Annotated in this window: 22 protein-coding genes and 1 tRNA gene; 15 read left to right on the forward strand and 8 right to left on the reverse strand. The window is 56.3% G+C overall.

All coding sequences use genetic code 11. The features are described from left to right. Window positions 1-6 precede the first annotated feature (6 nt). Window positions 7-1,164 (forward strand): trans-sulfuration enzyme family protein, encoded by a 1,158-nt coding sequence (locus AC22G1_RS02705; protein WP_487315409.1) that lies wholly within the window; start codon window positions 7-9, stop codon window positions 1,162-1,164. A 56-nt stretch (window positions 1,165-1,220) separates the two neighbouring features. Here the strand turns inward: AC22G1_RS02705 and AC22G1_RS02710 are convergent, their stop codons facing one another. From AC22G1_RS02710 to AC22G1_RS02720, 3 genes are all read right to left on the reverse strand, one after another. Further along, window positions 1,221-2,021 carry a 5'-nucleotidase, lipoprotein e(P4) family gene (locus AC22G1_RS02710; protein ID WP_487315410.1) on the reverse strand — a complete coding sequence of 267 codons (801 nt, stop codon included), beginning with the start codon at window positions 2,019-2,021 and terminating at the stop codon, window positions 1,221-1,223. Window positions 2,022-2,157: 136 nt separating this feature from the next. Beyond that, a complete protein-coding gene (locus tag AC22G1_RS02715) occupies window positions 2,158-2,577 on the reverse strand; it encodes an organic hydroperoxide resistance protein (protein WP_050659920.1) in 420 nt (139 codons plus the stop codon). Between the two features lie 191 nt (window positions 2,578-2,768). Beyond that, window positions 2,769-3,215, reverse strand: a complete 447-nt coding sequence (locus AC22G1_RS02720; RefSeq protein ID WP_487315411.1) for a MarR family winged helix-turn-helix transcriptional regulator — start codon at window positions 3,213-3,215, stop codon at window positions 2,769-2,771. Window positions 3,216-3,461: 246 nt separating this feature from the next. Between AC22G1_RS02720 and AC22G1_RS02725 the strand changes: the two genes are divergently transcribed. Continuing rightward, window positions 3,462-3,818, forward strand: a complete 357-nt coding sequence (locus AC22G1_RS02725) for a DUF3192 domain-containing protein (protein WP_487315412.1) — start codon at window positions 3,462-3,464, stop codon at window positions 3,816-3,818. A 15-nt stretch (window positions 3,819-3,833) separates the two neighbouring features. Continuing rightward, window positions 3,834-4,094: a hypothetical protein gene (locus AC22G1_RS02730; protein WP_487315413.1), complete on the forward strand. Its 261-nt coding sequence runs from the start codon at window positions 3,834-3,836 to the stop codon at window positions 4,092-4,094. 25 nt (window positions 4,095-4,119) lie between these two features. Here AC22G1_RS02730 and AC22G1_RS02735 read toward each other — a convergent pair whose 3' ends face one another. Next, window positions 4,120-4,920 carry an SDR family oxidoreductase gene (locus tag AC22G1_RS02735; protein WP_487315414.1) on the reverse strand — a complete coding sequence of 267 codons (801 nt, stop codon included), beginning with the start codon at window positions 4,918-4,920 and terminating at the stop codon, window positions 4,120-4,122. Between the two features lie 115 nt (window positions 4,921-5,035). Between AC22G1_RS02735 and AC22G1_RS02740 the strand changes: the two genes are divergently transcribed. After that, a tRNA-Gly gene (locus tag AC22G1_RS02740) sits at window positions 5,036-5,109 on the forward strand. Between the two features lie 13 nt (window positions 5,110-5,122). Here AC22G1_RS02740 and AC22G1_RS02745 read toward each other — a convergent pair. Beyond that, a complete protein-coding gene (locus AC22G1_RS02745; protein WP_487315415.1) occupies window positions 5,123-5,374 on the reverse strand; it encodes a hypothetical protein in 252 nt (83 codons plus the stop codon). Window positions 5,375-5,580: 206 nt separating this feature from the next. Further along, entirely contained in the window at window positions 5,581-5,871 is a 291-nt protein-coding gene (locus AC22G1_RS02750) for a PAAR domain-containing contractile injection system baseplate protein (protein ID WP_050659914.1), read from the reverse strand. A gap of 201 nt (window positions 5,872-6,072) precedes the next feature. Here AC22G1_RS02750 and zntR point away from each other — a divergent pair, with 201 nt between their 5' ends. After that, window positions 6,073-6,480, forward strand: coding sequence for a Zn(2+)-responsive transcriptional regulator (gene zntR, locus AC22G1_RS02755; protein WP_487315416.1), 408 nt, complete (start codon window positions 6,073-6,075; stop codon window positions 6,478-6,480). Window positions 6,481-6,810: 330 nt separating this feature from the next. Further along, window positions 6,811-7,635, forward strand: a complete 825-nt coding sequence (locus tag AC22G1_RS02760) for an HDOD domain-containing protein (RefSeq protein WP_487315417.1) — start codon at window positions 6,811-6,813, stop codon at window positions 7,633-7,635. Between the two features lie 43 nt (window positions 7,636-7,678). Here the strand turns inward: AC22G1_RS02760 and AC22G1_RS02765 are convergent, their stop codons facing one another. Next, the gene (locus AC22G1_RS02765) at window positions 7,679-9,439 is read right to left on the reverse strand and encodes a protein-disulfide reductase DsbD (RefSeq protein ID WP_487315418.1); all 1,761 of its coding nucleotides are present in this window, start codon (window positions 9,437-9,439) and stop codon (window positions 7,679-7,681) included. After that, the gene (gene cutA, locus AC22G1_RS02770) at window positions 9,432-9,752 is read right to left on the reverse strand and encodes a divalent-cation tolerance protein CutA (protein ID WP_487315419.1); all 321 of its coding nucleotides are present in this window, start codon (window positions 9,750-9,752) and stop codon (window positions 9,432-9,434) included. The genes AC22G1_RS02765 and cutA overlap by 8 nt, the downstream gene beginning before the upstream one ends. Window positions 9,753-9,887: 135 nt before the next feature. On the opposite strand from cutA, the gene AC22G1_RS02775 reads away from it, so the two are divergent. The 9 genes from AC22G1_RS02775 (at window position 9,888) to AC22G1_RS02815 (ending at window position 17,514) form a co-directional block, all read left to right on the forward strand. After that, window positions 9,888-10,343 (forward strand): FxsA family protein, encoded by a 456-nt coding sequence (locus AC22G1_RS02775; RefSeq protein WP_487315420.1) that lies wholly within the window; start codon window positions 9,888-9,890, stop codon window positions 10,341-10,343. A 123-nt stretch (window positions 10,344-10,466) separates the two neighbouring features. Further along, window positions 10,467-10,760 carry a co-chaperone GroES gene (locus AC22G1_RS02780; protein WP_487315421.1) on the forward strand — a complete coding sequence of 98 codons (294 nt, stop codon included), beginning with the start codon at window positions 10,467-10,469 and terminating at the stop codon, window positions 10,758-10,760. A 28-nt stretch (window positions 10,761-10,788) separates the two neighbouring features. Continuing rightward, on the forward strand, window positions 10,789-12,426 hold the full coding sequence (gene groL, locus AC22G1_RS02785; protein WP_487315422.1) for a chaperonin GroEL: 1,638 nt from the start codon (window positions 10,789-10,791) through the stop codon (window positions 12,424-12,426). A gap of 84 nt (window positions 12,427-12,510) precedes the next feature. After that, on the forward strand, window positions 12,511-14,028 hold the full coding sequence (locus AC22G1_RS02790) for a hypothetical protein (protein ID WP_487315423.1): 1,518 nt from the start codon (window positions 12,511-12,513) through the stop codon (window positions 14,026-14,028). A 226-nt stretch (window positions 14,029-14,254) separates the two neighbouring features. Next, window positions 14,255-14,632, forward strand: a complete 378-nt coding sequence (locus tag AC22G1_RS02795) for a glutaredoxin family protein (RefSeq protein ID WP_487315424.1) — start codon at window positions 14,255-14,257, stop codon at window positions 14,630-14,632. An 84-nt stretch (window positions 14,633-14,716) separates the two neighbouring features. Continuing rightward, window positions 14,717-15,016 carry a hypothetical protein gene (locus tag AC22G1_RS02800; RefSeq protein WP_487315425.1) on the forward strand — a complete coding sequence of 100 codons (300 nt, stop codon included), beginning with the start codon at window positions 14,717-14,719 and terminating at the stop codon, window positions 15,014-15,016. A gap of 74 nt (window positions 15,017-15,090) precedes the next feature. After that, complete coding sequence (gene dgt / locus AC22G1_RS02805; RefSeq protein WP_487315426.1) at window positions 15,091-16,539, forward strand: dGTPase; 1,449 nt, start codon at window positions 15,091-15,093, stop codon at window positions 16,537-16,539. A gap of 30 nt (window positions 16,540-16,569) precedes the next feature. Next, a complete protein-coding gene (locus AC22G1_RS02810; RefSeq protein WP_487316679.1) occupies window positions 16,570-16,857 on the forward strand; it encodes a YciI family protein in 288 nt (95 codons plus the stop codon). A 120-nt stretch (window positions 16,858-16,977) separates the two neighbouring features. Continuing rightward, window positions 16,978-17,514, forward strand: coding sequence for a YaeQ family protein (locus AC22G1_RS02815; protein ID WP_050659903.1), 537 nt, complete (start codon window positions 16,978-16,980; stop codon window positions 17,512-17,514). Window positions 17,515-17,542 lie beyond the last annotated feature (28 nt).

The raw sequence follows: 17,542 nt of genomic DNA on the forward strand, positions 1-17,542 counted from the left end.
ATGTTGATGAAGTTCAAAACCCTGAGTGTGCATGCCGGGCAGGCGCTGGATCCCCAGACCGGCGCCCTGACCACCCCTGTCTACCAAAGCAGCACCTTCAGCTACTTTACCGCCGAGGAAGGGCGGGCCCGTTTTAGCGGCCAGAACCCCGGCTTTATCTACAGCCGCTTTGGTAACCCCACGGTAACGCCGCTGGAGCAAAAGCTGGCGGCCCTGGAAGGAGCCGACGAGGCGCTGGTGGTGGCCTCGGGCATGGCCGCGGTGTCGGCCATCATGTACGCCCTGGTCGACAGCGGCCAGGAAGTGGCCTTTGTCGACCCGCTTTACGGCGGTACCGATGCCTTTTTAAAGCAGACTCTGGTGCGGGCCGGTATTACCGTTACCCGTTATGGCTCCGACCAGGAACTGCTGGACAACATCAGCCCCAATACCCGGCTGGTGCTGTTTGAAACCGTCACCAACCCCAACCTCAAGGTGATAGACCCCCGTAAGGTGGTGGCGGCGGCCCGCAAAGTAGGCGCCATCACGGTGTGCGACAACACCTTTTTGACCCCTTACCTGATGCAGCCTTTGGCGCTGGGTGTGGATTTGGTGATGCACAGCGGCACCAAATATTTGGGTGGCCACGGCGATATTATCGCCGGCGTGGTGGCGGGCTCTCATGAGCTGATGGCCAAGGTGCGTACCGTGGCCTTAAAACACATCGGCTCGCCCATCGGCCCCCAAGAGGCTTACCTGCTGCAAAGAGGCCTTAAAACCCTGCCGCTGCGCATGGCCGCCCATTTGGAAAACGCCAGTCAGGTGGCCGAGTTTCTCAGCAGCCACCCCGGCGTTAAAAAGGTGGTGTACCCGGGCCTTGCCCAGCACCCTGGGCACCAGGCGCTAAAAGAGGTGAGCCGCGGCTTTGGCGGTATGGTGAGCATCGAGCTTGAAGGCGGCTTTGCCCGCTGCGCCGCGTTTTTGGACAAGCTGGCGCTCTTTACCCAGGCGGTGAGCCTGGGGGATCTCGAAAGCCTGGCTTGCCACCCGGCCAGCACCACCCATGCCGCCATGAGCGAAGAGGCGCGGCAAGCGGCCGGAGTCAGTGACGATTTGGTGCGGCTCAGTATCGGCGTGGAAGACGCCGAGGACTTGATTGCCGACCTTGCCCAGGCCCTGGCCTGAAAAAGCCCGCCGATTGGCGGGCTTTTTTGTCGGCGAAAGCGCAGCTTAAAGGCGGCTTATTTGCCGTCCCAGATTTTGAGGCTGTCGCTGCGCAGCTTGGCTTTGCCGGCATCGTCAAGCTGGTAGTAATCCTTGCCAAGGCCCGGCTCCCAATCGCCGTAAGAGGGATTGGGCAGCAGGATGAACTGGCTGCCAAAGGCGGCCTGGTTGGTGTCTACCGCGTCGTTACGTTCGGCGTTCAGCTGATGGTAGGTGCCAAGGTCGGGAAAATCGTTGAGGTTGTCCCCCATCATCAACACCACTTGGTAGCCTTCGCCCTGGATGGCCTCCAGGCGCGGCGCCTTGTCGGAGGTGGTGGTTTTTAGGCGCAGAGTGGTCTTGTTGACCTTGGGAAAGCCGTCTTTCTTGAGGTTGGCCGCGGTGGCATCAAAGGTACGGTCGGAGCGGTTGGACACGTAGAACATGGTGCCGCCGTGGCTGTCCACGTAGTTGGCAAAGTCTACGGCGCCGGGCAGGGCGGCGGTTTGAATGCTGTTGACCCATTGGTCCCAGGTGGTTTGGTTGTAACCCTGCTGGTGCTTGATTTGCCAGCCGGCGTAGGGGCTGTTGTCCAGCATGGTTTCGTCCAGGTCCACCATCACCGCCAGTTTGCCTTTGTTGGCGGCGCGGGCTTTGTCGAAGGCGAGCTTGGCCATGTTGAAGGCCTGGTAGCAAAGGGCCCGGTATTCGCCGGAGCGTTGCATCCACAGCACCGCCTGGGTGTTTTGTACGGCAAGGTCAACAGGAGCTGGGGCGGTTTTAGCAAAAACGGCAGTGCTTGCCAGCAAGGGCAGCAGGGCCAGGACACGCAGTTTCATAAAGCCTCTTTGTGCTTGTTATTTATCAATCGCCGGCCATTTTACGAAAGGCGGGGGCATTTAACAGGCAAAAGCGGTTATCGGGCCCTAAAAAACGAAAACCCCGCCAGTGGCGGGGTTTTTCAATGCGGGCGTGTTACACGGCGACGTGCAGGCGCACATCCACGTTGCCACGGGTGGCGTTGGAGTAGGGGCAGACCTGGTGGGCTTTGGCCACAATCTCTTCAGCCTTGGCCTGGTCCAAACCCGGCAGGGTCACGAACAGGTCGATATCCAGGCCGAAACCGCCGGGGATCTGGCCGATGCCGACTTCGGCGCGGATGTTGGTGTCAGCCGGAATGGCGATTTTTTCTTGGCCGCCGACAAACTTGATGGCACCGATAAAACAGGCGGAGTAACCGGCGGCAAAGAGTTGCTCAGGGTTGGTGCCGTCGCCACCGGCGCCGCCCAGGGATTTTGGGGTGCTCAGTTTCACTTCCAGTACGCCGTCGGAAGACTTGGAACGACCATCGCGGCCACCGGTAGAAGTTGCGATTGCTTTGTACAGTACTTGCATGATGTGTTCCTCGCGGTTGAGTAAGGTTGTTTTTTGCTACTGGAATGATGTTATCGCGATAACTGTAATTGCGATAATCAAATAACCCGATTGCGTCTAACGATTCTTTCTCTTAGCCATGAACAGATAGCAAACCGGCACAAAAAAAGCCCTTAAGAGGGCTCTTTGTCGTAACCAAGGCGGTAATGCGGTCACAGCTGCTTTTGCAAAGACTCACGCAGCTCATCAAGCCGGGCCTTGAGGGTTTTGAGGTCGTCAATGTTGAGTTCTGATGCGCACAAAATTTGCTCGGGCAGTGAGCCTGCCTGCTGTTGCATGGCCTTGCCAGCGGCGGTGAGGTGCAGCTCGACTTTCCGCTCGTCTTCCTGGCTGCGGCGGCGTTCCACCAGGCCTTGTACTTCCAGGCGTTTTATCACGGGGCTCAAAGCGCCCAGATCCTGCATCAGCTTTTTACCCAAGGTGGTGGCGGTAATGCCGTCTTCTTCCCACAGCACCAACATGATGAGGTATTGCGGGTAGGTAAGGTCCAGCCCTTGCAATAGCGGTTTGTATATCTTGTTCATCGCCAGGGACGCTGAGTACAGGGCGAAGCAAAGCTGGTTGTCCAGCTTGAGATTGTCGCGGATCTGTTTATCCATCACTCGTACCTCGGATGAAATCTGAAAGGCTGGCAGTCTATCGCAGTTGGTGGCAACGGTCCTGTTGTTATTCACAATAGCGATTATCGGATAAACCGCTGTGTGGTCGATTTCGCCACATGGTGGTGAGAATGCCGAAGACTAAATTGTCTCATGATGATTTTATCTAATAAATACAGTTGGTTATGATGTTGGTACGCCCCTTGCTTTAACCAGGGAAAGCCTTATTTCAGGAGAGAAATAACAATGAAAAAGTCTGTTGCCCGTCTCGCGTTAATGACCGTTTTCCTACTGCCTTTGTCTGCTTGTGTGGTGATCGCTGATGGCGATTCCGATAACGACCACAGTGACCACACTAAAATAGAACGGCACAACCGTGACGGCATCGCCGGGCTTTCTACTGGCATGAGCCGTGCCGATGTCACCAGTAAAATGGGCACACCGGACTTTGATGACCAGCTCACAGACGGGCACCGCGTATTGTTTTACCGTACTCAGCGTAAGCATGGTGACGGTATGACCACCCGCGACGAATGCACGCCACTGATCTTCAGCAACGACAAGCTGATCGGTTGGGGGCAACTGGCTTTGGACAAACTCTAACAAGGAGGCAAGCTGATGGATGGCTCGACTATGGTGGTGCTGATCGTCTTGGTCAGCGTTGGTTTCGGTACCTTGTACGACATGTACAACAAGCACCTCAAGCACAAGGAAAAAGAGCTGCAAGCCGGCAAATCAAGCCAGAGCAGTGGTGCCTTGGAGGCAAAGATTGCCCAGATGGAGGAGCGTATCCGGGTGCTTGAAGCCATCATCACCGACGAGGGCTATCAGCTGTCGCAAAAAATCAGCGCCTTGGAAAGTCAGTCCAAAGCCTCATGAAAAAGGCGCCTTACGGCGCCTTTTTTTACGGCTTATTACCGGTCAGCTGCCTGGCAATATTGTCCATGGCATAGCTGACCCCCGCCAAAGACCAGCCACCGTCTACCGGCAACACCACCCCACTGATGTAACTGGCCATGGGCGAGGCCAGGAATTGGGCGGCATTGGCCAAATCTTCCGGGGCGCCGTTGCGCTTTAGCGGCACAGAATCTTCCACCATGGCCAACAGCTGCGGCGTTGGCGCTAGGCGGGCCATGCCTTCGGTGCCGGCGATGGGGCCGGGTACCAGGGAGTTAACGCGAATGCCCTCGGGGCCCCATTCCATGGCCAGGGTGCGGGTGATCATGTCTACCCCGGCTTTGGCTGCGCAAACATGGGCTTGCAGGCCCATGGGTACATAAGCCTGAGGCGCCGAGATATTGATGATGCAACCGGGACGGGTCAGGTGCGGGTAAGCGCCTTTCATCACATTGAAGGTGCCTTGCAGGTCGATATCCACCACGGCTTTAAAGCCATTGGCCGACAAGTCCTTGGCCGGCGCCGGGAAGTTACCAGCGGCGCCGCTCACCAGCACATCAATGGGCTGGCCAAAAGCCGCTGCTGCCTTGGCAAAAACGTCGGCTACGGCTTCGCTGTCACGCACATCAACGCTGTAACCAAAGGCGCCGTCTCCGAGGCCCGCTACTGCTGCGTCGACTTTGTCCTGGCTGCGGCTGGCCACACAGACCCTGGCCCCCGCTTTGGCAAAGCCCTGGGCGATGCCCAGATTGATGCCGCTGGTGCCGCCCATCACAAAAACCGCTTTCCCGGTGAAATCAAAAGACATGGGTTTTTCCTCTCTCCCAACAAGTCGTACCAGTTTAACGGTCTGCGCGACTTCTAACCAGTTGCACGTGAAGGGCTTTTCTTGTGGAGGAATTTCCCTATAATCAGGCTCCGATGCGGGTGTAGTTCAATGGTAGAACGGCAGCTTCCCAAGCTGCATACGAGGGTTCGATTCCCTTCACCCGCTCCATCGTCCCCTTCTTTTAGTTCACCGGCAGCCTGCCAACCGTATTCCAACCCACCAGCAATTGACTCTGGCTTACCAATATTCGGTCGCCGTCCTTAACCAATTTGCGTAATTCGTCCAATAGCGGTGATGCAAGCTCCACAACGGCGGATTCCAGCAGCCAGGTTGTGCTGGTGAGTTTCTGGGCGTGCCAGCTGACCAAGGTATTGTGCAGGGGCATGTAGTCCATGCCTTTGGTGAGTTCGAGGGTAATAAGGTAGGTCGCCATAACGCCTCTTTACACAAAATACATCAGAGGCCTTACATGGCGTGGACGTGCTAATCACTGCACTGGGAGGCTTTTACCTCCGGGGATAGCTAATGCACTTAGGCATTTTGTATCAAGTTAACTTTTATTATGACAAGTTCCAATGCCAACAACAGGACCTTCGTCATTTTCAGGCCCGTTGTTGATGGCCGTCATCTTCTTCTGGGTTAGCCGCCAATCAGCACCGTGGGGTTACCCACCACGATAACGCCGCCGTGATCGGTACTGTCACCCATCCGCGCGGCCTTCTTACCGTTAATTAGCACCGTGCCCGAACCGCTTTTGACTTTATCCGGCGGCCCAACGCAGACCAGCATGTCCCCTACCCGGGCAGCAGGCAGGCAGCCAATCAACACATTGGGCGATCCCACCACGATAGGGCCGCCCACGTGAGGGACGGTACCGGTGGTTTTTGGGCAAACATGCATGTGGGTGATGGTAGCGGCGGGTTTTCCCATGATGGCATCCTTGTCTGGGTAATGCGGGCCTTGCTCCTGGCCAGCGGCGCTGTAATGGTACAGAGTGTTTGCGGTGCGAACCAAAACAGATCTGGTAGTCTGCAAAGACAGTCTAGGCGCTGTTGCTGGTGGCATAAAAAGCAGGGCTGTAATAAGCAATCTTATATATGCCTGATCGCCCAGGGCGAAACGAGGTGAGTAATGAAAATTGGTGAACTGGCACAGGCTACCGGCGTGACGGTAGATACCCTGCGTTTTTGGGAAAAGCAGGGGCTGCTTGAAGCCAAAAGGGGCGACAACGGTTATCGCTATTACGATGATGGTTCGTTAAGTACCCTGCATTTTATTCTTTCCATGAAATCACTGGGCTTTTCCCTTGAAGATATTCGCGAGCTGTTAGATATCCGGGTCGATATCGACAGCCATACCTGTGGTGAGGTTAAATCCGTCGTCGATGCTCACCTGCAACAGGTCGAATTACGTTTGGCCCAGCTGCAACAGATCCACCGTGCTCTCAGTGCCATGAGCAGCGCTTGCCAGGGTGGCCAGGAAGGGGCGAACAACTGCAGTATTTTGGAGGCGCTGGATAACCAGCCGCCGCTGTCTTAATAAGGCACCGCCAGCAGACTGTGAGCTGGCCTGAGATTTACCAAAGGCGCCTTGGCGCTGGGCTTTGAGAAGGCTATCATCCAAGCGTTAGGAACCTGGATAAAAGCGGGTAGCAATACCTGGCAGCAGTGCTAATTAAAAAGGTTAAGGCAGTCTTGCGCAGGCATCCTGTCATCTTTTTATGGTAAAAATGCCTTTTGCATTTACTGCAGCAAATATTAGGGTCATGCGGTTAGCCAAGTTTGCAGGATGCACCTGCTTTTGTTGAGAAACCGGCTCGTTTTAAAGCGTATCGCCCCAATGGGAGCACCCAAGGGAGTTGGAGCCTGAATGTCCAAGAAATCCTTAGAACAATTTTTTTCACGTCCGCAGAACCTGCCCCAGATCCCGCAGGTGGTGAAGGATCTTATCGCCACCTTCAATGATCCCGATACCGACGTGCGCACCGTTGCCGGCAAAATTGGCAAGGATGCGGTGATCACCGCCAAAACCCTGCGCCTGGCCAACTCGGCCCGCTATGGCCGTTCCCGCCAGGTTGCCACCGTCACCGAAGCGTCGGTGCGCCTGGGCCTGGATGTGCTGCGCAATATGGTGCTTGCCGCTGGCCTGGTGGATATCTACCCCAACGTGCCGCATTTCGATCTCAAAGGTTTTTGGCGCCAATCATTTAATGTCGGTGAGCTGTGCCGGCTGTTGGCCGCTAAATCTGGCTGCGACAGTGAGCTGAGCTTTACCTGCGGCATGTTGCACAACATCGGTGAGCTGATCATCCACGCAGCTGAGCCGGATCTGGCCGCCGAGCTGGACGAGCGGGTTTCAGCCGGTGAGGCCCGTGCCTACGCCGAACATGCGGTGCTGGGTTTTACCTACGCCGAAGTGGGCGCCGAGCTCTCCAGCCGCTGGTTGTTCCCCGACGTTATTCAACTGGCCATCCGCAACCAGCGGGTGCCGTTGCTGGCCGAGCCTTTCAGCCAATATGCGGCCCTGGTGTACATGGCCTCTTATCTTGAGCGTCTGGAAGATGCCGGTGAAGACACCCCGGTGGACTGGCCGCTGCAACTGGCCATCAAGCTCAATATCGACTGGGCCTTTGCGCTGGAAGCCAAGCTCAAGGTACGCGACGAAGGCTCTGCCTACTCCATGCTGCTCGAATAACGCCAGCATCATAAAAAAACCCGCCATCCGGCGGGTTTTTTGTTTACTGCAACTGGTCCAGGGTTTTTAGGAACTGCGCCGGTTTTTGAAAGCCGGTTACCCTTAGCGCCGTTATCTCGTTACCGTTTTTGTCGAAAAACAGCAGGGTCGGTAGGCCGAGAATATCGAAGTGGTTGAGCGTGGCCACTTGCTCGGTGGTGCTCTCGGTAACATCGGTTTGCAGCAGCACCATCTTGGCAAAGCGGGCCTTCACCTGGGGGTCGGAGAAGGTGTACTTCTCGAACTCCTTACAGGCCACGCACCAGTCGGCATAGAAATCCACCATGATGGGTTTACCTTCGCTGGCGGCGGCCTTGATGGCGGCCTGCATTTCGGCAAGGTTCCTGACCCGTTTAAAGTGGCCGTCTTGCGTAGTGCTAACAACCGGCGTGGCAACCTGCGGTGCAAAGAGGGTTTGATAACCCAGCATGGCGCCGGCAAAGAGCCCCAGGAAGGCCACCAGGGTACGGACCCCTTTCCAAAAGCCCGGCTGGCTAGTGCTGTTGGCCTGGGCCAGGAAGGCAAAGGTTACCAGCAGCCACAATGCCCAGGCGCTCAGCGCCCAGCTGTCCGGCACCAGCCGGCCCAGCAGCAGGATAGGCACTGCCAGCAGGATAAACCCAAAGAGGTGCTTGATGGTTTCCATCCAAGCGCCAGCTTTGGGCAGCCATTTGCTGCCGGTGGAGCCAATCAGCATCAGTGGCAGGCCCATGCCGAGGGAAAGCACATAAAGGGCCAGGGCGCCGGTCAGCAGGTTGCCGCTCTGGGCCACAAACAGCAGGGCGCCGGTTAAGGGGGCCGTGGTGCAAGGGCTGGCCACCAGGCCGGAGATAACCCCCATCACCAGCACTCCGGTTACCGAGCCGGCCCGTTGCTGGTTGGATACCCGGTTAAGCCGCTCTTGCAGCGCCGGCGGCAGTTGCGGGTTGGCGCCGCTGAACATCACCACCGCCAGCATCACAAACAGCAGCGACAGGCCAATCAGCACCACCGGGCTTTGAAAGAGGGCCTGTACCTGGGCACCGGCACTCGCCACCAGTAAGCCCAGCGCCGTGTAGGTAATGGCCATGCCCTGCACATAGATAAAGGACAACCACACCGCCCGGCCGGTGGTGAGTTTGTTGCCGGCGCCGGCGATGATGCCGGTCAAAATGGGGTACATGGGAAAAACGCAGGGGGTAAAGGCGATAAGCACCCCTGCGCCAAAGAAGGCCAGCAAGGTCAGCCCAAGGCCGCTACCGGCCAGCATGGCGGCCAGCTTATTTTGCTCGCTGACATAACCTTGGGCGGGCGCATGGGATGGAGCCGCCGTTGCCGCTACCGGGTCGACCGGCACCGTTTTGCGGGTGGGCGGGTAGCAAAGGCCCTTATCGGCACAGCCTTGGTAGCTCACCACCACGGTGGCGCCCTGGGTGATGGCGCTAAGGGGCACAGTAAAGGCCACTTGCTGGTGGTACACCTCGGTCTTGCCGAAGAACTCGTCTTCGTGATCTTGGCCCTGGGGCAGGGTGAGGGTACCGGTGCTGACCCCTTTGCCTTCAACCTTGAAGCGAATTTTGTATAGGTAATAGCCGTCGGCGATGTCCCAATTCAGTTTCAGCTGCTGGCCGTCTTGCTGGAAGTTAAAGGCAAAGGCTTGGTCTTCCGGCAAAAACTGCGGCTCCTGCTGGGCCAGCAATTTATCGGCCTTGGGCAGGGGAATGCCGCCCGCCTGGGCAAAGAGCGGTAGCGTCAGTGCCAGGAGCAGCCACAAGCGCTTAATCATGGGTGACCTCGCTCAGCCAGCCCAGGTAAGCCTTGGCGCCATCAGCTGCCGCTAGGGCCAGGATCTCGGGGTTCTCGTAGGGATGGGCGGCGCTCAAGGCCGCCTCCAGGGCAGGGTAGCGTTGCTGCGTGGTTTTAATGATCATCTGCACTTCTTGGTCGTCACAAAGTTGGCCTTGCCAAAGATAGAGGGAGCGCACTTTAGGGAGCAGATTAACGCAGGCTGCCAGCCGCTCTGTCAAAAGCTGCCTTGCCAACTGCTCTGCGCTGGCAAGGTCTGGGCAGGTGCACAGCACCACCAATGCCTCGGTCATGTTCATCTCCATTTCAGGCGGCTGCCTTACCTTAACCTGTCGCCGTGGTGGGCAAAAGCAGACAAATCCCCAAACCGGCTTGAAAACGGACCCGCCCGCCCCCAGCTTTCTTTCAAGCCCTTTTAAGGAGGCCTCATGTTCGGCCGACTCTTCCTGCTGTTTCTGATTGTTCCCTTTGTCGAGATCACCTTGCTGATCAAGCTGGGGGGCATTATCGGCGTGGTACCCACCATTGCCCTGATGATCATCACTGCCGTGATTGGTGCCCGGCTGGTCCGCCAGGCCGGTTTTTCCACCTGGATGGAAGCCCAGCGGCGCATGGCGGCCGGCGAAATGCCCGGCCAGCAAATTTGCGAAGGCCTGGTGCTGCTGATTGCCGGTGTCATGCTGGTCACCCCAGGCTTGTTGACCGATATCGCCGGTATTGCGCTGTTGCTGCCGGGTGTGCGCCGCAAACTGGCGGCGCAGCTGGGTAAGCGCATGGTGGTGCAAACCGTTGCTGGCGCCGGCCCTATGGGCGGCCAGCAAGGGCAACCAGGCCAATACCGTGAGCGCACCACCATCGACGGTGAGTTTGAGCGCAAGGATTAAAAATTTTTCGCCGCCCCTCTTGGAAAGCCTCTGATGGCTCCCCATATAGGGTGCAACACCGATTTGGGCCACGACGGCCCTTTATTAAAAACGTTCTGACTTAAACGTTTAGGAGACTTTCAGATGAAACTGCGTCCGTTGCATGACCGCGTCATCGTCAAGCGCATCGAAGTTGAAGCCAAATCTGCTGGCGGCATCGTGCTGACCGGCTCTGCCGCTGAAAAATCCACTCGCGGCGAAGTGCTGGCCGTAGGTCAGGGCCGTGTATTGGATAACGGCGACGTCAAACCCCTGGATGTGAAGGTGGGTGACAAGGTTATCTTCAACGACGGCTACGGTGTCAAAACCGAGAAGCTCGACGGCCAAGAAGTGCTGATCATGAGCGAGTCCGACATCCTGGCGATTGTCGAAGGTTAATTGACCGTTTTTTAGAGGATTTAGAAAAATGGCAGCAAAAGAAGTCAAATTCGGTAACGATGCCCGCGTTAAAATGCTCAAGGGTGTGAACATCCTGGCTGACGCAGTAAAAGTCACCCTGGGCCCCAAAGGCCGTAACGTGGTACTGGACAAGTCCTTCGGCGCGCCGCTGATCACCAAAGACGGTGTGTCCGTGGCCAAAGAAATCGAACTGGAAGACAAGTTCGAGAACATGGGCGCCCAGATGGTCAAGGAAGTCGCTTCCAAGGCCAACGACGAAGCCGGTGACGGCACCACCACCGCCACCGTACTGGCCCAAGCCATCGTTAACGAAGGCCTTAAAGCCGTTGCCGCCGGCATGAACCCGATGGATCTCAAGCGCGGCATCGACAAAGCCGTTATCAAGGCCGTGGAAGAGCTCAAAGCCCTGTCCGTACCTTGCTCCGATTCCAAAGCCATTGCCCAGGTTGGCACCATCTCCGCCAACTCCGATGAAACCATCGGCAATATCCTGGCCGAAGCCATGGACAAAGTGGGCAAAGAAGGCGTTATCACCGTTGAAGAAGGCCAAGGCCTGCAAGACGAGCTGGACGTGGTTGAAGGTATGCAGTTTGACCGCGGCTACCTGTCTCCCTACTTCATCAACAACCCTGACAACGGCAGCGTTGAGCTGGACAGCCCCTTCATCCTGCTGGTTGACAAAAAAATCTCCAACATCCGCGAGATGCTGCCGACCCTCGAAGGCGTGGCCAAGTCTGGCAAGCCGCTGCTGGTGATCGCTGAAGACGTAGAAGGCGAAGCCCTGGCTACCCTGGTGGTGAACACCATGCGCGGTATCGTCAAGGTTGCTGCCGTTAAAGCCCCTGGCTTTGGCGACCGTCGTAAAGCCATGCTGCAAGATATCGCCATCCTCACCGGCGGTACCGTGATCTCCGAAGAGATTGGCATGGAGCTGGAAAAGGCTGGCCTGGAAGAGTTGGGTCAAGCCAAGCGCGTGGTTATCACCAAAGACGAAACCACCATCATCGACGGTATCGGTGAAGCTGCTGCCATCGAAGCGCGCGTTAAACAAATCCGCGCCCAAATCGAAGAGTCCACTTCCGACTACGACAAAGAAAAACTGCAAGAGCGCGTGGCCAAGCTGGCTGGCGGTGTTGCCGTTATCAAAGTCGGCGCCGCTACCGAAGTGGAAATGAAAGAGAAGAAAGCCCGCGTTGAAGACGCCCTGCACGCTACCCGCGCCGCAGTGGAAGAAGGCGTGGTCCCTGGCGGTGGTGTTGCCCTGGTACGCGTTGCCTCCAAACTGGGCGAGCTGACCGCTGACAACGAAGACCAGAACCACGGCATCAAGATCGCCCTGCGCGCCATGGAAGCGCCGCTGCGCCAGATCGTCTCCAACGCCGGTGGTGAAGCCTCCGTTATCGCCGCCAAAATCAAAGACGGCAGCGCTAACTTCGGTTACAACGCCGGTAACGACACCTTTGGCGACATGCTGGAAATGGGCATCCTGGACCCAACCAAGGTCACCCGCAGCGCCCTGCAGTTCGCCTCTTCTGTGGCCGGTCTGATGATCACCACCGAAGCCATGGTCACCGAACTGCCTAAGTCCGATGCTCCTTCAGCCCCCGATATGGGCGGTATGGGTGGCATGGGCGGCATGATGTAATGCCAGCTCATTGAGCCCCAAAAAAGCCCCGCATTGCGGGGCTTTTTTATTGCCTGTTGCAAACTGCTTTTTGCCTAAAAAACCTTGCCCTGCCTGTGGAAATACGAAAAAGCGGCGCTAAAAGCGCGCCTTTATCTTAAGCATATTCAACTCTGGACGAAGCTTTTATGCCCTGATACATTGCCATCGCCATTAAAAAAGGAATTAAAAATGAAAAAGTTAGGAATTTTTCCTGTTGCACTTCTACTCACCGCTTGTGGCGGCGGCGGTGGTTCTTCAGAGACTCCCCAAGACACAACCCCAAGCCAACCTCCTGTTACTACGCCTACCCAACGTATCAGCCTGACGGCTATGAGCTACAACGCCTGTAACGTGGAAAGCCCGCTGGCCGGCGTGGATGCGGTGCTGCAAGACAGCGCAGGTCAAGTGGTGGCTCATTACCAGACCGACAGCCAAGGCCATATCGATGGTGCCTGGCCCTCTACTGCCAAACACCTGACCGTCGTCAACGCCCACGGTGGCTTAGATGCCAGCACCACCCTGGATGCGACGCCTGGCGAGCAGGGCACCGTTTACTTCAGTGATTTGAGTAACGAGGACGGGTGCAGCTGCCGGGATATCACGGTAGATGTCAGCGCCTTCGCCTTTTCCAACAGTGGCGCAAAACTGTTGCTGGGGTCGTCGTCTTACTCCCTTAATGGTCAAACAGACGTTATTTTCAACAGCTGTTCCAGTCTGGCTAGTTCGAGTGACCAGCCTTTGGATATTCAGCTGATTGATACCGACGGCACTGCCAAAGGCGGCAAACTGGATTTAAGCGCGGTAACCAATGCGCTAACCCTGAGGCAAGATGACTTTACTGCCCCGGGTGTCGCGGTGGCCGGCAGCCAGTACTTCAACGCTTACCAGGTCACTGCCCGAGGCAAACGAGGTGACTATTGGGGCTGGACTAACAACGCCGATATGGGCAATACCGCGGCGCTGATCTACCCTGCGGTCAGTCAGAACAACTTCGTCACGCTCTATCAGATTGGCGATCAAATCCCCGCCGATGGCGTTGTGGCGTCCAGCTATGCCTCTATTCGGGCTCGGGTCGCAGCCGACGGTAGTGTCGATGAACCTACGGTGCCTGTTGTCGGCCAGGCATTTTGGGGCAGTACCCTGGCGTTGCTGCAAGATATGGAAGGGGATGCACCGTACTATTACGATTTCAGCAGCGAAGCGGACGGCATGAGCAGTTTCAGTGTCGTTGTTGCGGGCATTGACACCAGTGGTAATAACGTCTCCTGGCTTATCTCTGGGCCGGTAAAAGGTGAGATCCCAGATCTCAATTTACCCACGGCATTGGCCAATCAACTTGGCGATATTAATCTCCAGAGCATGGATGTTTACCTGAGAGGGTACGGCGATGGTATCAGCTGGGCTGATTTCCAGAAGCTGCAACGGGAAGGAACCATTGGAATAGATACCCAACTGGATAACTACCGTATCAAGGACGTCTATTTCCAAATCACCGATTCGGTGACGGCTGCTAAAAAGCTTAGCCAGTCCCAGCGTCAACCAACAGTGCAATGGTTTGGCCCTGGCCGGGATGCCAAATAACCCATCACCCCATTTAAAAGACCCCGCTAATGCGGGGTTTTTTATCGGTGCGACTGGCAATTCATCACCGTTTTTAGCCTGTTGAGGGAAAGCCAGAAAAACCAGTAAAAGGCATTTAAATACCTCTAATTTCGGCTAACGCCTGAGTTTTTTGCTGTTAAGCAAGGGTTTAGGCGAAATGGGTTCAATTGCGCATGTTTTAATCGCTTACAAGGATGATAAAAAGATGCGTCGTTGGATGTGGTTGGCGCTGCTGGTACTGCTTGTCCAGCAGAGCGACAGCCTTAAAGCCGTGGCCAAGGCACACGATATCTGGCCCTTTGGGCAAGCAAAAGCTGAGCTTTACACCAACGACTGGTGCGTTGCCTGCGTGCGCACCGAAGCGCTGGTTAAGACCCTGAATATGCCGGTGCAGCGGGTTAACCTTGATTACTCGGCGCAAGCCGACGACATTAAAAAGCGTTTTGGTGAAGGGCCGCTGCCCATTTTGGTGATGGGGGATGAGGTTATTCGCGGTTACGAGCCCAAGCGCACCGAAGCCCTTTGGAAAAAGCTGCAAAGCCAGTCGGTTATGGCCACTTTGCTTACCCCGTCTTCCTTGTAAAAAATGCCCTGTTGTCGTCACTCCTTAACCAACACACCTTAGCCTTTGGGCTTTGTTATGCTGGAAGTCACTAAGGAGTGCGGTATGACTCAATCCGAATTTGAAACGGCGCTGGCCAATGGCTTTCGGCCACCCTTGGAAATCGTCGCCACCGAGATGGTGATTTTCCTGCTGCGGGTGCGCATCGGTGATGAGCTGCTGTGGGTAAAAAATGCAAAGGGAGAGCTGCTGCGTTTTAGCGCTTCCCAAGAAGCGTGCCGCTGGCTCTGGGACCGAGGCGTTACCGAAGCCACCCTGGTTACCGAGGGCTATTGGGACGCCGAAGTGGGCGGCGGCTCAGACCCTGGCATTCGCCATCAGCTGTATTTTCATGAGCGCCCCTGACGGCATTTTTGACAGGCTGCCCTAAAAAAGGATAAGCAGTAAGCTGGTGCAAAAGATTGCTAAAAGGTGCGGCGGTGGATTTTCGCAACAAGATCTCTTCTTCTCGTTATTACCAACGCAGTACAAAACCTCTTGAGCTTTCCGTTTTTGAAAGCGACCGGGGCCGTATTATCAATTCGGCCGCCGTCCGGCGCCTGCAGCAAAAGACCCAGGTTTTTCCCCTTGAGCGCAACTCGGCGGTGCGCAGCCGGCTGACCCATTCCATGGAAGTGCAGCAAGTCGGCCGCTTTATCGTGCAGACCATTTTTTCCCGGCTTGAAAAACAGGGGCTGCTGGCTAAAACCGGCCTGGCTGGCCTTGAGCGCCACGTAGAAAGCCTGGTGGAGATGGCCTGCCTGATGCACGACATCGGCAATCCGCCCTTTGGCCATTTTGGCGAGCAAGCCATCAACGATTGGTTTGGCCGTAACCTGGCGAGCTGTTACCCGGTGGTGGCCGGTGAAGCGCTGCAACTGCCTGATGATTTGGTCCGGGATATTTGTGGTTTTGAAGGTAACGCCCAAGCCATTCGCCTGGTGCATAGCCTGCTCAATCTCAACCTCACCTTTACCCAGGTGGCGGGCATTTTGAAATACACCCGCTGCGGCATAGAGCCTAAACCGGCCAAGGGGGCGCCCGGCCATTATCTGAAAAAGAAAGTGGGCTTTTATTTTAGCGAGCAAGAATATGTTGGCCAGTTGCGGGAGCAGCTGCATATGGCGCCGGGTTGTCGCCACCCTATTAGTTACATCATGGAAGCGGCTGACGATATTTCTTATTGCATCGCCGATCTGGAAGATGCGGTAGAAAAAGACATTCTCGACCTGAATAAATTAAGCGGGGCATTAAAAAGCGAGTTTGCTGACATCGTTAAAGGTTTCTCGCACCTGGCTACCCAGCCCCCCGAGACCTTTGATTTACCGGCCATGCTTGATAAAGCAAAGGCCAAGGCTGCCCAGTTTGATGCCACCGCCGTTAGCCAATTTTTTATCGAGTTCAGGCTGAAGATCCTCCATCCCCTGGTGCAATATGCCGCCGAGCGCTTTATCAACAATATTGACGCCATCTACCATGGCCATTTAAACGAAGCCTTGCTGGAAGATAACAGCTACGCCCACGCTATCACCCAAGCGCTCAAAAACGTCGCCTTTAAATACGCCTTTTGCGATAAGGAAGTCGAAGCCAGGGAATTGCAGGGCTACAAGGTGATCACCGGGCTTTTGGATATTTACCGGCCGCTGCTGCAATGCCCGCGAGCCCAGTTCAACCTGGTGATGGCTCAGGAGCCCAAGGCGCCGCTGCTGGAAAAACGACTCTTTAAAAAACTCTCCGGCAAGCATGTCCATGCTTACCAGCAGGCGGTAAAGGACCAGGATGATGCCACCGAGTTTTATTACCGCTGCCGGCTGCTTCAGGACTACGTCAGTGGCATGACCGACCAATTTGCCTACGACGAATACCGGGCCCTGATGGTGATAGACTGAACGCCCCTTTCCCCCATAAGGCTTGCCGTGATGTTTATTTTGTCCCTTAGCTATATCAAACCCTTGGATGAGGTTGACCAGCACCTTGAGGCTCACCGCGCCTGGTTAAAGAGCGCCTATCAGGCCGGGTTGGTGCTGGTATCTGGTCCCAAAAACCCTCGCAGCGGTGGCGTTATCCTCTGCCGTTTGGCTGACCGTGAGCTGGTCTCGGCTTTTATCGAGCAAGACCCTTTCCACCAGGCCGGGGTGGCGAGTTACGAGGTAATCGAGTTCACAGCGACCATGGCTGCCGAAGGCTTAGAGAGGCTACTGGATTAAGCCCCTGGCTCCATGGCTTGGCTCGCTGTTAGCCGCTCTACGCCACACAGCCGTTACAAGGCTGGACAGCACGGCGCCATTACCGGAAACTGCCCCCTTTTGCGGGCTCGGAGAACCACCATGGCGTTGGGTGCCACTATCTATAAGGCGCAGCTGAATATCAGCGATCTGGAACGGCACTACTATGGTGAGCATCAGCTGACCCTGGCCTGCCACCCATCGGAAACCGAAACCCGGCTGATGGTGCGGCTGCTGGCCTTTATCGCCCACGCCGATGACGACCTGACCTTTACCAAGGGTCTGAGCAGCGACGACGAGCCCGACCTGTGGCTCAAGGCGCCCGATGGCCGCATCCTGCTGTGGATAGAGCTGGGCGAGCCAACGGTCAAACGCATCAAGCAGGGCTTGTCTCGGGCCGAGAAGGTGCTGGTGTATTCCTACGGCGCCCGCGGCGCCGAGCAGTGGTGGAAGCAGTTCGGTGACGAAATAAAGGCCCTTAAACGCCTGGAAGTGCTGAACATCGGCTTTGAGCAGCTGCCAGCCCTGGCGGCCTTTGCCAAAAAGAACATGGCCCTTAGCGCTACCTTGATGGAAGGCCAGTGGCTGCTCACCGACGGCGAGCGCTCCGAAGAATTCAGCTTCGAGCGCTGGCTGTAAGCGCCACGAAAAAGCCCGCCAATCGGCG

Source organism: Gallaecimonas zhanjiangensis (genome assembly GCF_057624825.1).

Excerpts from the sequence above, each read along its gene's own strand:
- AC22G1_RS02710 (WP_487315410.1), bottom strand. The coding sequence starts at position 2,021 with ATGAAACTGCGTGTCCTGGCCCTGCTGCCCTTGCTGGCAAGCACTGCC.
- AC22G1_RS02730 (WP_487315413.1), top strand. The coding sequence starts at position 3,834 with ATGGATGGCTCGACTATGGTGGTGCTGATCGTCTTGGTCAGCGTTGGT.
- AC22G1_RS02725 (WP_487315412.1), top strand. The coding sequence starts at position 3,462 with ATGAAAAAGTCTGTTGCCCGTCTCGCGTTAATGACCGTTTTCCTACTG.
- groL (WP_487315422.1), top strand. The coding sequence starts at position 10,789 with ATGGCAGCAAAAGAAGTCAAATTCGGTAACGATGCCCGCGTTAAAATG.
- AC22G1_RS02795 (WP_487315424.1), top strand. The coding sequence starts at position 14,255 with ATGCGTCGTTGGATGTGGTTGGCGCTGCTGGTACTGCTTGTCCAGCAG.
- AC22G1_RS02750 (WP_050659914.1), bottom strand. The coding sequence starts at position 5,871 with ATGGGAAAACCCGCCGCTACCATCACCCACATGCATGTTTGCCCAAAA.
- AC22G1_RS02810 (WP_487316679.1), top strand. The coding sequence starts at position 16,570 with ATGTTTATTTTGTCCCTTAGCTATATCAAACCCTTGGATGAGGTTGAC.
- AC22G1_RS02800 (WP_487315425.1), top strand. The coding sequence starts at position 14,717 with ATGACTCAATCCGAATTTGAAACGGCGCTGGCCAATGGCTTTCGGCCA.
- AC22G1_RS02760 (WP_487315417.1), top strand. The coding sequence starts at position 6,811 with ATGTCCAAGAAATCCTTAGAACAATTTTTTTCACGTCCGCAGAACCTG.
- AC22G1_RS02745 (WP_487315415.1), bottom strand. The coding sequence starts at position 5,374 with ATGGCGACCTACCTTATTACCCTCGAACTCACCAAAGGCATGGACTAC.
- AC22G1_RS02765 (WP_487315418.1), bottom strand. The coding sequence starts at position 9,439 with ATGATTAAGCGCTTGTGGCTGCTCCTGGCACTGACGCTACCGCTCTTT.
- cutA (WP_487315419.1), bottom strand. The coding sequence starts at position 9,752 with ATGACCGAGGCATTGGTGGTGCTGTGCACCTGCCCAGACCTTGCCAGC.
- AC22G1_RS02775 (WP_487315420.1), top strand. The coding sequence starts at position 9,888 with ATGTTCGGCCGACTCTTCCTGCTGTTTCTGATTGTTCCCTTTGTCGAG.
- AC22G1_RS02715 (WP_050659920.1), bottom strand. The coding sequence starts at position 2,577 with ATGCAAGTACTGTACAAAGCAATCGCAACTTCTACCGGTGGCCGCGAT.
- AC22G1_RS02780 (WP_487315421.1), top strand. The coding sequence starts at position 10,467 with ATGAAACTGCGTCCGTTGCATGACCGCGTCATCGTCAAGCGCATCGAA.
- zntR (WP_487315416.1), top strand. The coding sequence starts at position 6,073 with ATGAAAATTGGTGAACTGGCACAGGCTACCGGCGTGACGGTAGATACC.
- AC22G1_RS02815 (WP_050659903.1), top strand. The coding sequence starts at position 16,978 with ATGGCGTTGGGTGCCACTATCTATAAGGCGCAGCTGAATATCAGCGAT.
- AC22G1_RS02735 (WP_487315414.1), bottom strand. The coding sequence starts at position 4,920 with ATGTCTTTTGATTTCACCGGGAAAGCGGTTTTTGTGATGGGCGGCACC.
- AC22G1_RS02705 (WP_487315409.1), top strand. The coding sequence starts at position 7 with ATGAAGTTCAAAACCCTGAGTGTGCATGCCGGGCAGGCGCTGGATCCC.
- AC22G1_RS02720 (WP_487315411.1), bottom strand. The coding sequence starts at position 3,215 with ATGGATAAACAGATCCGCGACAATCTCAAGCTGGACAACCAGCTTTGC.